This window comes from Neptuniibacter halophilus (assembly GCF_030295765.1).
GTDB classification, from domain to species: domain Bacteria; phylum Pseudomonadota; class Gammaproteobacteria; order Pseudomonadales; family Balneatricaceae; genus Neptuniibacter; species Neptuniibacter halophilus.
This window is the reverse complement of record NZ_AP027292.1, coordinates 1,761,447-1,774,235: the sequence shown is the minus strand read 5'-3', so window position 1 is coordinate 1,774,235 and position 12,789 is coordinate 1,761,447. Positions and strand designations below refer to the sequence as shown.

11 protein-coding genes are annotated in these 12,789 nt (G+C 57.0%); 8 read left to right on the top strand and 3 right to left on the bottom strand.

Going from position 1 to position 12,789, the window contains the following annotated elements:
- Nucleotides 1-8: 8 nt before the first annotated feature.
- The 6 genes from QUD59_RS08215 (at nt 9) to QUD59_RS08190 (ending at nt 7,024) form a co-directional block, all read left to right on the top strand.
- Nucleotides 9-803 (top strand): enoyl-CoA hydratase/isomerase family protein, encoded by a 795-nt coding sequence (locus QUD59_RS08215; RefSeq protein ID WP_286240750.1) that lies wholly within the window; start codon nt 9-11, stop codon nt 801-803.
- Nucleotides 804-810: 7 nt separating this feature from the next.
- Nucleotides 811-2,805 (top strand): acetyl/propionyl/methylcrotonyl-CoA carboxylase subunit alpha, encoded by a 1,995-nt coding sequence (locus QUD59_RS08210; protein WP_286240749.1) that lies wholly within the window; start codon nt 811-813, stop codon nt 2,803-2,805.
- Nucleotides 2,805-3,707: a hydroxymethylglutaryl-CoA lyase gene (locus tag QUD59_RS08205; RefSeq protein WP_286240747.1), complete on the top strand. Its 903-nt coding sequence runs from the start codon at nt 2,805-2,807 to the stop codon at nt 3,705-3,707. Before QUD59_RS08210 ends, QUD59_RS08205 begins: the two co-directional genes overlap by 1 nt.
- Before the next feature lie 67 nt (nt 3,708-3,774).
- Complete coding sequence (locus tag QUD59_RS08200; RefSeq protein WP_286240745.1) at nt 3,775-4,356, top strand: peroxidase-related enzyme; 582 nt, start codon at nt 3,775-3,777, stop codon at nt 4,354-4,356.
- An 89-nt stretch (nt 4,357-4,445) separates the two neighbouring features.
- Nucleotides 4,446-6,131, top strand: a complete 1,686-nt coding sequence (locus tag QUD59_RS08195; RefSeq protein ID WP_286240744.1) for an AMP-binding protein — start codon at nt 4,446-4,448, stop codon at nt 6,129-6,131.
- 68 nt (nt 6,132-6,199) lie between these two features.
- On the top strand, nt 6,200-7,024 hold the full coding sequence (locus QUD59_RS08190; RefSeq protein ID WP_286240743.1) for a class I SAM-dependent methyltransferase: 825 nt from the start codon (nt 6,200-6,202) through the stop codon (nt 7,022-7,024).
- A gap of 10 nt (nt 7,025-7,034) precedes the next feature.
- Here the strand turns inward: QUD59_RS08190 and QUD59_RS08185 are convergent, their stop codons facing one another.
- Entirely contained in the window at nt 7,035-7,973 is a 939-nt protein-coding gene (locus QUD59_RS08185; protein ID WP_286240742.1) for a GGDEF domain-containing protein, read from the bottom strand.
- Nucleotides 7,974-8,063: 90 nt separating this feature from the next.
- Here QUD59_RS08185 and QUD59_RS08180 point away from each other — a divergent pair, with 90 nt between their 5' ends.
- Nucleotides 8,064-8,696 carry a LysE family translocator gene (locus QUD59_RS08180; RefSeq protein ID WP_286240741.1) on the top strand — a complete coding sequence of 211 codons (633 nt, stop codon included), beginning with the start codon at nt 8,064-8,066 and terminating at the stop codon, nt 8,694-8,696.
- Between the two features lie 36 nt (nt 8,697-8,732).
- Nucleotides 8,733-9,140, top strand: a complete 408-nt coding sequence (locus QUD59_RS08175) for a GFA family protein (RefSeq protein ID WP_286240740.1) — start codon at nt 8,733-8,735, stop codon at nt 9,138-9,140.
- A gap of 28 nt (nt 9,141-9,168) precedes the next feature.
- Here the strand turns inward: QUD59_RS08175 and QUD59_RS08170 are convergent, their stop codons facing one another.
- Both QUD59_RS08170 and QUD59_RS08165 read right to left on the bottom strand, forming a co-directional pair.
- Nucleotides 9,169-10,965 (bottom strand): acyl-CoA dehydrogenase, encoded by a 1,797-nt coding sequence (locus QUD59_RS08170; protein WP_286240739.1) that lies wholly within the window; start codon nt 10,963-10,965, stop codon nt 9,169-9,171.
- Nucleotides 10,966-11,025: 60 nt separating this feature from the next.
- Entirely contained in the window at nt 11,026-12,654 is a 1,629-nt protein-coding gene (locus tag QUD59_RS08165; protein WP_286240738.1) for an acyl-CoA synthetase, read from the bottom strand.
- Nucleotides 12,655-12,789: the final 135 nt, after the last annotated feature.

Here is a 12,789-nt window from a genome sequence, read left to right as displayed (position 1 = left end):
GGGGCCTTATGTCGAATCAATTTGTACTACTGGAAAAAGACAGTCGCGGCGTTGCCCAGCTGATCATTAACCGTCCCGAGGTTCACAACGCCTTTGACGATGATGTGATTGAGCAACTGATCAGCCGGCTCGAAGCCTGCGATCAGGACCCGGACGTGCGTGTACTGGTGCTGCGTTCCAACGGCAAAAACTTCTCCGCCGGAGCTGATCTGGCCTGGATGAAGCGGATGGCTCAGAACAGCTATCAGGAAAACCTGCAGGACGCCGGTCGTCTTGCGGTGTTGATGGAGCGTCTGAACAGCCTGTCGAAACCGACCATCGCACTGGTTCAGGGTGCCGCTTACGGCGGTGCCGTGGGTCTGGCGGCCTGCTGCGATATCGTGATCGCCTCTGAAGCCAGCCAGTTCTGCCTGAGTGAGGTCAAGATCGGCCTGATTCCTGCGGTGATCTCCCCTTATGTGGTGCGTGCCATCGGGGAACGTCAGTCGCGTCGCTACTTTGTGACGGCTGAAGCGTTCTCTGCCACACAAGCCCGCGATTTCGGTCTGGTGCATGAGGTGGTCGCCGATGTGGAGATGCTCGACGACGCCTGCAACCGCATGATCGATCAGTTGCGCCGTAACAGCCCGCAGGGGATGCACGCCGCCAAAGAGCTGATCTTCGCGGTCAGCGGCAAGGTGATCGATCAGGATGTGATCGACGACACCGCACGCCGGATCGCAGAGATCCGCGTCAGCAGCGAAGGTCAGGAGGGATTGGGTTCCTTCCTGCAGAAGCGCAAGCCAAACTGGATTCAGGAGTAAGAGTGCAATGTTTAGTAAAATTCTGATTGCGAACCGCGGTGAGATTGCCTGCCGCGTTATCCAGACCGCACACCGTCTGGGTATTAAATGTATCGCTGTTTATTCCGAAGCCGACGCTAACGCCCGTCACGTTGCGATGGCTGATGAAGCCTTCCTGCTGGGCCCTGCACCGAGCAGCGAAAGTTACCTGCGCGCCGATAAGATTATCGCGATCTGCAAACAGTCCGGCGCCCAGGCGGTGCACCCGGGCTACGGTTTCCTCTCTGAGAACACCGGCTTTGCCGAAGCCCTCGAGGCCAATGGCATCACCTTTATTGGCCCGCCTTCCTCCGCCATTGCGGCGATGGGTTCCAAGTCGGCGGCGAAGGAGATCATGTCTCACGCCAACGTGCCTCTGGTACCGGGCTATCATGGCGAAGATCAGGATCCGGCCCTGCTCAAAGCTGAATCCCAGAAATGCGGTTATCCACAATTGCTGAAAGCGGTCGCTGGCGGCGGCGGTAAAGGGATGCGGGTTGTCTCCTCTCTGGAAGAGTTTGACGAAGCACTGGTCTCCGCCTGCCGTGAAGCCCAGAATGCGTTCGGTAACCCGGATATGCTGATTGAGCGCTACCTGACCCAGCCACGTCACGTGGAGATTCAGGTGTTCTGCGACCAGCATGGCAACGGCATCTATCTGGCGGAGCGCGACTGCTCTGTGCAGCGCCGTCACCAGAAAGTAATTGAAGAAGCACCCGCGCCCGGCCTCTCTGAAGAGACCCGAAAAGCCATGGGTGAAGCTGCCGTACGTGCCGCCAAAGCAATCGATTACGTCGGTGCCGGTACCGTGGAGTTCCTCTACGATGTGGACGGCTCCTTCTACTTTATGGAGATGAACACACGTCTGCAGGTAGAACACCCGGTAACGGAAATGATCACCGGCCTCGATCTGGTTGAATGGCAACTGCGTATCGCCGCTGGCAGTGAACTGCCGATCACGCAGGAACAGTTGAAGATCCGCGGTCATGCGCTGGAAGCCCGTATCTACGCCGAAGACCCGGACAACGATTTCCTGCCGGCAACAGGCACACTGAAATACCTGCAGACCCCGGCTGAAAACGCCCATGTGCGCGTTGACACCGGCGTGATTCAGGGTGATGAAGTTAGCGTTTACTATGACCCGATGATCGCCAAACTGATCGTCTGGGATGAGAACCGCGAAGCAGCCATCAACCGTATGGTTCAGGCGCTGGAGGAGTACCGTATCGCCGGTCTCAAGACCAACACCCGGTTCCTGCGCAATCTGGCCGATGCCGCCCCGTTCCGCGATCAGGAGCTGGATACCGGCTTTATCGAAAAACACCGTGAGTTGCTGTTCCCGGCGCCGCAACTGGATAACCAGTTCTGTCTGGTGATGGCGGCCGCGTTCTTCCTCGAAACAGCCAAAGCGGGCGATACCATTCGCGGCGACCGCCACTCACCGTTCTCTGCGCAGAACGGCTGGCGTCTGAACTCCGCCTACGCCCGGCCGATGAAACTGATCGAGAACGAAACCCAGCATGAGCTGAGCATTCTTGAGCAGCAGGGTGAATACGAAATCAGCGTCGATGATGCCAGCTACCGGGTCAGCGCGACCCTGCAGGGTGATGCGCTGAACGTGATCATCAACGGTCACCGCCTGACAGTGCACTGCTTCCAGGATGGCGACAACCTGACCCTGTTCCACAGCGGTGATCAGTTCCACTGCCGTCAGCACCGCGAAACCTTCAGCGAATCGGAGCAATCCGGCGATGCTTCTCTGGCCGCGCCGATGAACGGTGCCGTGGTCGCAGTACTGGTGGAAAAAGGCCAGCAGGTCAGCGCCGGTCAGACTCTTGTGGTCATGGAAGCGATGAAGATGGAACACAGCATCTCCGCGCCCCATGACGGTGTTGTCACCGACGTGTTCTATGCCGAAGGCGATCTGGTGAATGAAGGCTCCGAGCTGATTGCACTGGAAAGCTCCGACGAGGAGGCTGCGTAATGGCCTTTCCGGAACAGGTCCGGATTGTGGAGGTCGGTCCCCGCGACGGCCTCCAGAATGAACCGGGCGAGATCATCCCTACCGCAATCAAGGTTGAGCTGATCAACCGACTGGCGGACGCCGGGCTGAGCTACGTCGAATCAGCCAGTTTCGTTTCCCCGAAGTGGGTACCGCAGATGGGCGACGCCCATGAAGTACTCGCCGGTATTCAGCGTAAACCGGGCGTCACTTACGCTGCGCTGACGCCTAACCTGAAAGGCCTTGAAGGCGCAATTGCAGCCGGTGCCGATGAGGTGGCGGTGTTCAGTGCGGCTTCCGAGGCGTTCACCCGGAAAAATATCAACTGCTCCATCAAAGAGAGTCTGGAGCGTTTTGCACCGGTGATCGAGATGGCGCAGGAAAACGGAATCCGCGTGCGTGGTTATGTTTCCACCGTACTGGGCTGCCCCTATGATGGTGAGATTGCCCCGCAGCAGGTCGCCGCAGTGTGCGCCGATATGCGGGCGATGGGCTGCTACGAAATCTCTCTGGGTGATACCGTGGGTGTCGGCACCCCGCTGAAAGCGAAGCGGATGCTTGAAGCGGTCAGCCGTGAAGTGCCCATGGAGCAGTTGGCAGCGCATTTCCACGACACCTATGGACAGGCACTGGCCAACCTCTATGCAGTAATCGAAGAGGGGGTGGCGGTGGTGGATACCTCCGTTGCCGGTCTGGGCGGTTGTCCGTATGCGAAAGGTGCTTCCGGCAATGTCGCCACCGAGGATGTACTCTATATGCTCAACGGGCTCGGCATTAAAACCGGAATCGATATTGAAAAGCTGGTCGCGACCAGTCACTGGATCACCCGGCAGTTGGGGCGCAGTAACGGCTCCAAAGTCGCCCTGGCGATGGGCTGCGAATAAATAAAAAAGGATTCAGCGTCTGCACTGCAGGCGCTGCCTCGTACAAAAACAACAACCGAGGTAGAAAATGAAGTCACAACCCGACCATATTACGGCACTGGATCTGCCCATTCCTGAGCATGACCAGTTGTCACCCGAGTTTCAGAAATACTTCTCCGTCTGCGAGGAGAAACTCGGCATGGTGCCGAACGTACTCAAAGCCTACAGCCAGAATCAGGCTCAGCTGGATGTGTTTTCACGCATCTACAACGAGATGATGTTTGGCGAGAGCGGGCTCAGCGTGCTGGAAAAAGAGATGATCGCGGTTGCGGTCTCCTCCAGTAATGGCTGCTACTACTGTCAGGTCGCCCACGGTGCTGCAGTACGTGGCTACTCCGGCGAACCCATGCTGGGAGAACTGATGGTGATGAACTATCGGGCCGCCGAGCTTTCCGAGCGCCACCGCGCCATGCTCGATTTTGCGGTCAAACTCACCGAAACCCCGAACCAGATCGTTGAACAGGACCGTCAGGCGCTGCGCGATGTGGGCTTCAGTGAGCAGGATATCTGGGATATCGCCAACATTGCCGGTTTCTACAACATGACCAACCGCGTTGCCAGCGCGGTGGATATGCAGCCGAATCCGGAGTATCACAGCCAGAACCGATAACAGCTGAACCACCGGGTCTGCGAAGATGGGCCCGGCACAGGCCAACCCTTATTTGATTTATAAAAATAAAGTACATGGGGTCAATAACGATGAGCAAACTCCCTAGCTACACCAGCGGTACCAGCACCAAGCCACTGATCGGCATGACCATCGGTGACAAATTTGACCAGATTGCCAACACTTACCCGGATAACGATGCCCTGATCGTGCGACATCAGGGTATCCGCCTGACTTACGCTCAGCTAAAAGAGAAAGTCGATCAGGCTGCGCGTGCTTTCCTCGCGATCGGTGTTAAACGCGGTGATCGCGTCGGCATGTGGTCGCCTAACTGCGCCCAGTGGACCATCACCCAGTTTGCCACCGCCAAAGTCGGTGCGATTCTGGTGAACGTCAACCCGGCCTACCGTCTGCACGAGCTGGAGTACGCGATGAACCAGTCGGAAGCCCGTTTTCTGGTGACCGCCGACAGTTTCAAAAGCTCCAACTACACCGCCATGCTGTTCGATCTGGCACCGGAGCTGCATGACTCCGCCGAAGGCGAGCTGAAATCGAAAAAGCTGCCGCACCTCGAAGGGGTGATCAATCTGGCAGATGAGAAACACGCCGGCATGTGGCGCTGGGACGATTTCGTCGAGATGGCAGATAAGATCGACGTCTCTCAGTTGCAGCGGGTTCAGGGCGAACTGCAGTTCGACGACCCGATCAACATCCAGTACACCTCCGGCACCACCGGTTTCCCGAAAGGTGCCGCCCTGTCGCACCATAACATTCTGAATAACGGTTACTTTGTTGCCGAGAGCATGAACTTCACCGAGAAAGATCGTCTGGTGATTCCGGTTCCCCTGTACCACTGTTTCGGCATGGTAATGGGCAATCTTGGCTGTATGACTCACGGCGCGACCATGATCTACCCGGATGAAGGTTTTGAGCCAAAATCTGTCCTGCAGGCGGTGTCTGAAGAACGTGCGACCGCGCTGTACGGCGTACCGACCATGTTTATCGCCGAGATGGATGACCCGGACTTCGATCAGTACGACGTTTCCAGCCTGCGCACCGGGATTATGGCCGGCTCCATCTGCCCGGCGGAGGTGATGAAAGCAGTCAACTCCAAGCTGCACATGAAGGAGGTTCAGATCGCCTACGGTATGACTGAAACCAGCCCGGTATCCACCCAGACCGCTGCCGATGATCCGTTCGAAAAGCAGGTCACCACCGTCGGCCGCACTCAGCCGCATCTGGAAACCAAGATCGTTGATCCGGCTTCCGGCAACGTGGTACCACGCGGCGAAGTGGGCGAACTCTGCACCCGTGGCTACAGCGTGATGCTGAAGTACTGGAACAACCCGGAAGCAACGGCCAACTCAATTGATGAGGGCGGCTGGATGCACACCGGCGATCTGGCAACGATGGATGAAGAGGGTTATATCCAGATCGTTGGCCGTATCAAAGATATGGTGATCCGTGGCGGTGAAAATGTCTATCCGAAAGAGATCGAAGAGTTTCTCTACACTCATCCGTCCATCTCCGATGTTCAGGTGACCGGAGTACCGGATAAGAAGTACGGTGAAGAACTGATCGCCTGGGTGAAACTGTCGCCGGGTGCTGAAGAGGTTACCGAAGAGGACCTGAAAGCGTTCTGTAAAGGTAAGATCACCCACTTCAAGATTCCGCGTTACTTCAAGTTTACCGATGAGTTCCCGATGACGGTGACCGGTAAGATCCAGAAGTTCAAAATGCGTGAGATCTCCATACAGGAGCTGGGGCTGGAGGATTGATTCCTCACCCTGAACGAGCAACGCCAACCTTCGGGTTGGCGTTTTTGTCCCCATGCCGGAGCACTTGAATGACCGGGCAGATCAGCCAGCACTACCAACAACAGTTGCAGCGTGAACAGATTCTCAGCCGTGTGCAGCAAACTTATCCACAGGGGCCGAATCTTTACCAACTGGCGCCGGTGGATCAACTGCATATTGGTGGCATCAAAGCTTCCGAAAAGCTGCTGCAGCGGATAGAACAGCTCAGACCCCGGCGGATTCTGGACATCGGCTCCGGCACAGGCGGATTAATGCGTCTGCTCCAATCGAAGCTGGATACAGCACTGGTCGGGGTCGATATCAGCCATGAACTGAACAGGCTGAACCGTGACCTTACAGCGCTCTGCCCGGAGCAGACATCTCCCCGCCTGATCACCGCCGATGCTCATCACCTGCCGTTTGCCGATCAGCAGTTTGATCTGATTCTGTTTCAGCACAGCCTGCTGAATATGCCGGACAGCCGTCAGGTACTCAGCGAGTCGCGCCGCTTACTGCTCAGTGACGGTCAGTTGCTGCTACATGAGGTACTCGCCGGCGATCAGCCGGAAAAGATGCGCTATCCGGTCCCCTGGGCCCGTGACGCCGCTCACTCCCACCTGCTCAGCGAACCCCGGTTGCGTAAGCTGTTACAGGAAAGTGGTTTTGAGCTTTATCAGTTTGATGACTGGTCTGCAGAGGCACTGGCCTGGCGCCAGCGGCAATCCGAAAAGGAGAAGAGCCAGCAGGTTCAGGCGGCGCCACTATCTCCGGCACTGATTCTGGGGTCTGATTTTTCCCGGATGGGGGCGAATGTCATGGCGAACCTCAGCAGTGGTGCCGCCCGGGTAGTCGAGGTGCTGGCACAGCCGTGCTGACCGGTCAGCGTCACTGAGTTTTTTTCTTCGCCTGATACATCGCCTTATCCGCGCGGTTCACCAGTTGATCCAGCGTCTCCCCCGGGTTGTAATGTGCCACACCAACACTGCAGCCACAGCCCATCAGCCCCGCGTGATGCGCCTGCACCGCCTGTTGCAGACGCTGAACAAGCTGTGGCACCGCTGTATCATCCTGCTCATCCGAGGCCGATTTCAGCATCACCACAAATTCATCGCCGCCAAAACGCGAGGTCAGATCCGATTCGCGTGTGCACGCCTTGATCAGCTCGCCGAAACAGGTCAGTACTTCATCTCCCTTTGCATGCCCCCACTGATCGTTGATCTGCTTAAAACGGTCGAGATCAATATACAGCACGCTGATACGCCCGGCTTCCCGTTCGGCGGCAGCGATCAACTTGGAGCCATAAAGAAAAAATGCCCGACGGTTCAGCAACGAGGTCAGATCATCATGGTCAGCCAGATGCTCCATCTGCTCCTTTTGCCGCTTCAACTGAGTGATATCCTTGCTGATTCCCACCAGCCCGATGACCTGCCCGGATTCATCAAATACCGGATTTTTGGTTGAGGTGACCCAGCACAGATTACCTTCCGGGTCATAGTAGGGTTCTTCATGAAAGCGCAGCGGCTTGCCCTCTCGGATCACCGCCTTTTCAAAAGCGAAATAACGCTCGGCATGCTCCGCCGGGAAGATATCAAAATCATCCTTGCCCACCAGATCCTGCCAGCTTGCATGGCCGGTCAAGCGCGAAAAAGCGCTGCTGGTATAGATAAATTTATGCTGACGATCTTTGATATAGATAAAGTCATCGGTTGTTTCCAGCAGTGTTTCCAGATCCTTTTTGTAACGCTGCAGAATGCGGTTTTCCTCAGCCAGCCGCTTCAGCTCTGTACTACCCTGAGCAGCCTTCCCTTGCCTGCTATCTGTCATACTTGTGCCTCCATGAAACTAGCGCGAGAATAGAAGCCATGGTGCTTCTGTTAAGCATAAGCTTGTATCCGGTAAAAGAATAGTGAACCGATGTTTGAACATTTTCTCTGGCTGCCCTTTCTGCTAGCCATTACAGCCCTGACCCTGAGCCCCGGCGTTGATACCCTGCTGGTGATGCGCAACGCCGCCCGCGGTGGAACCCGTGATGGCATGCTGACCAGCCTCGGCATCTGCCTTGGGCTGTTCCTGCATGCGCTGATCTCCGCGGCAGGCCTGTCAGTGATTCTGCTCAGCTCAGCCGAGCTGTTTATGCTGCTGAAACTGGCCGGTGCCGGGTATCTGATCTGGCTGGGTTGCCAGAGTCTGCTTGCAGCCCGGCGTGGACAAGGTATGGTGCTGCACCACCCGAAAACCCATCAGCAGATCCCGGCGATGCGCTCGTTGCGTGAGGGGCTGCTGTCGAATGTGCTGAACCCGAAAACCGTGATCTTCTATATGGCGTTTCTGCCCCAGTTCATTGACCCGGCCCATCCGGCGATACCGCAGGCAACGGTCATGGCCGGTATTCACTTTATGCTGGCGATGCTCTGGCAGGGAACGCTGGTTCTGATGATCGGCCGTGCCCGGCTGTGGCTGCAAAACCCCAGAGTCAGCCAGATCATGAACGGTATTACCGGAACACTGCTACTCGGATTTGGTACAAAACTGGCCGTAAGCGAGTAGTCATGAGCTTCACTTCCCGGCAACAAGGAGCCGACCATGCCTGAAACTTACCGTGGCAGTTGCCTCTGCGGCGAAGTCCGTTTTTCAGTGACCGGCTTCAGCCAGCAGGCCGCCCACTGTCACTGCAGCATGTGCCGTAAGTTCCATGGCGCAGCATTTGGCACGCTGGTTGAGGTGTCTGACCTGAACTGGCTGAGCGGAGAACCCTTAATCCGCGAGTTTCGCGCCGACAACGGCACCCTGCGCAGCTTTTGCAGTCAGTGTGGTTCCAGCCTCGGGTTTCGCGCGGAAGGTACCGATAAAAAAGCGATGGAGATCGCCATCGCCTGTTTTGATGAGCCGATCCCGGTACAGATCGATGCCCATATCTACACCCGTTACCGGGCCAACTGGTGTGAACTCAGCGACGACCTGCCCAAATTCGCTGAAGGGCGGGATGAGTAGGCAGCCCCCCGCGTGACTGCCTGTTCGATCAGGAATACCAGGCCGAAGCCAGATGCTGATCGTTCATCGCCATTACACTCTGACTGCCAGCCGCAACCATCTGTGCATAACCGGCGCAACGGGGCAGCACCTGCGCCACATAGAAGCGGGCACTGAGAATTTTCGCCTGCAGAAACTCGGTATCACCGCCCTCCGTCAGCGCTTGCTGCGCCGCCAGAGCAGCACGCAGCAACTGCCAGCCACCACAGAGGGTGCCCATCAGCATCAGGTAGTTAAACGCCACCGAGCCCGGCAGCAAAGGATCATCCGGTGCGGTGCTGAGCAGGCTGGTCTGGGCATGTTGCGCCAGCTCCAGTACTTTCTCCAGCGCTTCGGCTTCATCGCTTAAATCGCCCTGCTGTTTCAGTGCAGCAATCAGTTCAGCTATTTCCGCCTGCACTGCCGCACCGGCTTCACCGCCGTCAAACAGAGTTTTACGCCCCACCAGATCCAGCGCCTGAATCGCGTTGGTACCTTCATAGATCGGCAGAATTCGCGCATCGCGATAGTGCTGAGCCGCTCCGGTTTCCTCAATAAAGCCCATACCGCCATGAACCTGAACCCCCAGCGAGGTCACCTCCTGCGCCAGTTCAGTACACCAGCCTTTGACGATTGGCGTCAGGTACGCCGCGCGGGCCGCTTCCCGGGCACGTACGCCCGGGTCTTCAGACTGATGGGCAAAGTCGAGGCTGGCACAGGCATCATAAGCCAGCGCACGTCCTGCTTCGGTCACCGATTTCATGGTTTGCAACATCCGCCGGACATCCGCATGCTGAATGATCGGCCCCGCTTCCCGGCTACCCACTGCCGGACTCTGAACCCGGTCATGGGCATAGTCCAGTGCATGCTGGTAGGCCCGTTCAGAGATCGCAACCCCCTGCAAACCCACCGCCAGACGCGCGTTGTTCATCATGGTAAACATGCAGGCCAGACCGCGGTTCTCTTCACCCACCAGATAACCGATCGCGCCCTCATCGTCGCCAAACGCCATCACACAGGTCGGGCTGGCGTGAATCCCCAGCTTATGTTCCAGCGAAACACACTTGGCATCGTTGCGCTCACCCAGTGAGCCATCGGCATTGACCATAAACTTGGGTACTACAAACAGGCTGATCCCCTTCACCCCCGGCGGTGCATCCGGCAGACGCGCCAGCACCAGATGGATGATGTTCTCTGCCATATCGTGCTCACCCCAGGTGATAAAGATCTTCTGACCCTTAATCCGGTAGTGATCACCCTCTTTCTCAGCACGGCAGCGGATCGCCGCCAGATCAGACCCGGCCTGCGGCTCGGTCAGGTTCATGGTGCCGGTCCACTGGCCACTGATCAGCGGTGGCAGGTAGCGCTCTTTGAGTTCATCGGTGGCATTGTGGAAGATCGCTTCCACTGCGCCCTGACTGAGCAGCGGGCAGAGGCCCCAGGCCATGTTAGCCGACTGCCACATCTCCATTACCGGGATCGACAGCGCGTATGGCAGCCCCTGACCGCCATATTCGGGATCAAACTGCAGCGAACCCCAGCCGCCTTCGGCAAACTGCCGGTAGGCTTCTGCAAACCCCGCCGGGGTTGGCACATCCACACCGTCCAGCTTAACCCCGGTCTGATCACCCACTTCATTCAGCGGTGACAGAACACCGGTCGCCAGTTTGGCCGCTTCTTCAAGAATCGCTTCCACCATATCGTCGGTGGCTTCTTCATAACCCGGCAGCCCGGCCAGTTGCTGCATCCGTGCATTGTGGCGCAGCGCAAAATTCATATCTTTCTGAGGTGCTTTGTAATCAGCCATCAATCTGCCTCAATCACAATAAAAGAGACGGGGGCAGCCAGCGCCGCCCCCGCAGGTTCCTTAACTATCAGCCTGCTGACGCAGAACAAATTTCTGGATCTTGCCGGTGGAGGTTTTTGGCAGCTCACCAAAGACGATCTCCTTCGGCGCTTTAAAGCGGGCCATATTGTTGCGGCAGAATTCGATAATCTCTTCCGCAGTCACCTCAACACCGGCCTTGGTTTTGATAAAGGCGCAGGGCACTTCGCCCCACTTCTCGTCAGCTTTGGCCACCACAGCGGCTTCCATCACCGCCGGGTGACGATAGAGCACATCTTCCACTTCAATCGAGGAGATGTTTTCACCACCAGAGATGATGATGTCTTTGGAGCGGTCCTTAATTTCGATGTAACCGTCTTTGTGCCAAACCGCCAGATCGCCGGAGTGGAACCAGCCACCCTCGAAGGACTCATCGGTAGTGCTCGGGTTTTTCAGGTAGCCCTTCATCACCAGATTTCCGCGCATAAAGATCTCACCCATAGTCTCACCGTCCTGCGGTACCGGCTCCAGCGTCTGCGGATTGGCGACCATCAGCCCTTCCAGCATCGGTGCCTTAACCCCCTGACGGGCTTTCAGACGGGCCTTGTCTTCAAGGGTGTTGTCGTCCCACTCATCATGCCAGGCACAGACCACTGAAGGGCCATAGGTTTCGGTCAGGCCATAAACGTGGGTCACTTCGATACCCATCTCCTCCATGCCCTGAATCACTGCAGCCGGAGGCGCGGCACCCGCGGTCATCACTTTAATCTTGTGATCGATACCCTCTTTCATCTCATCCGGTGCGTTATTCAGCATATTCAGGACAATCGGCGCGCCACAGAAGTGATCCACTTTCTCGCTGCGGATCAGGTCGTAGATATCCTGATCACGTACATGTCGAAGTGACACGCTGGTGCCTGCGGCAGCGGCAATTGACCAGGGGAAACACCAGCCGTTGCAGTGGAACATCGGCAACGTCCAGAGGTAGTTCGGATGACGACCCATATCCCAGGAGACGATATTGCTCATCGCATTCAGGTAAGCCCCACGGTGGTGATAGACCACCCCTTTCGGATTACCGGTGGTACCGGAGGTGTAGTTCAGGGTGATCGCATCCCACTCATCCGCCGGCGGCTGCCAGGCAAATTCCGGATCACCCTCAGCCAGCAGGGCTTCATAATCCATTGAGCCGATCAACTCCCCGCCCTCATAGGTCGGGTCATCAATATCGATCACCAGCGGCGTGGTTCCGGCAATGCGCAAAGCTTTCTGCACCACCTCGGAGAACTCGCGTTCAACGATGACCACCTTGCTCTCCGCATGCTGCAGAATAAAGGCAATCGCCTCTGCATCGAGACGGATGTTGATCGCATTCAGTACCGCGCCGGCCATAGGTACGCCGAAATGACACTCGAACACCTCCGGCAGGTTGGGTGCGATCACCGACACCGTATCCCCCTGACCGATGCCGCGACGTTGCAACGCACTGCCCAGACGGCGGCAACGACTGTAGGTTTCCGCCCAGTTACGGCGCACATCACCATGCACGGTCGCGGTGTGGTTTGGGTAAACAAAGGCTGCGCGCTCGATATAACTCAGAGGCGTCAGAGCTGCGAAGTTGGCCTGGTTCTGGTCCAGTCCCAGAGCATACGGGTTATGGGCAGTACTCATTATTATTGTTCCTGTGATTGACCGTCGGTAAGGACGCCATCGACCGTGCCGCTGCGCCCCGGTAATTTTTATTGTCGTGCTGAAGCCTTAGGAACCTGAAAAAAGCCACAGGCTCCTCAACATACTACGTAATTT

Coding starts and splice junctions, on each gene's coding strand:
- QUD59_RS08205 (WP_286240747.1), top strand. CDS start 2,805: ATGGCCTTTCCGGAACAGGTCCGGATTGTGGAGGTCGGTCCCCGCGAC.
- QUD59_RS08170 (WP_286240739.1), bottom strand. CDS start 10,965: ATGGCTGATTACAAAGCACCTCAGAAAGATATGAATTTTGCGCTGCGC.
- QUD59_RS08175 (WP_286240740.1), top strand. CDS start 8,733: ATGCCTGAAACTTACCGTGGCAGTTGCCTCTGCGGCGAAGTCCGTTTT.
- QUD59_RS08190 (WP_286240743.1), top strand. CDS start 6,200: ATGACCGGGCAGATCAGCCAGCACTACCAACAACAGTTGCAGCGTGAA.
- QUD59_RS08210 (WP_286240749.1), top strand. CDS start 811: ATGTTTAGTAAAATTCTGATTGCGAACCGCGGTGAGATTGCCTGCCGC.
- QUD59_RS08165 (WP_286240738.1), bottom strand. CDS start 12,654: ATGAGTACTGCCCATAACCCGTATGCTCTGGGACTGGACCAGAACCAG.
- QUD59_RS08195 (WP_286240744.1), top strand. CDS start 4,446: ATGAGCAAACTCCCTAGCTACACCAGCGGTACCAGCACCAAGCCACTG.
- QUD59_RS08180 (WP_286240741.1), top strand. CDS start 8,064: ATGTTTGAACATTTTCTCTGGCTGCCCTTTCTGCTAGCCATTACAGCC.
- QUD59_RS08200 (WP_286240745.1), top strand. CDS start 3,775: ATGAAGTCACAACCCGACCATATTACGGCACTGGATCTGCCCATTCCT.
- QUD59_RS08185 (WP_286240742.1), bottom strand. CDS start 7,973: ATGACAGATAGCAGGCAAGGGAAGGCTGCTCAGGGTAGTACAGAGCTG.
- QUD59_RS08215 (WP_286240750.1), top strand. CDS start 9: ATGTCGAATCAATTTGTACTACTGGAAAAAGACAGTCGCGGCGTTGCC.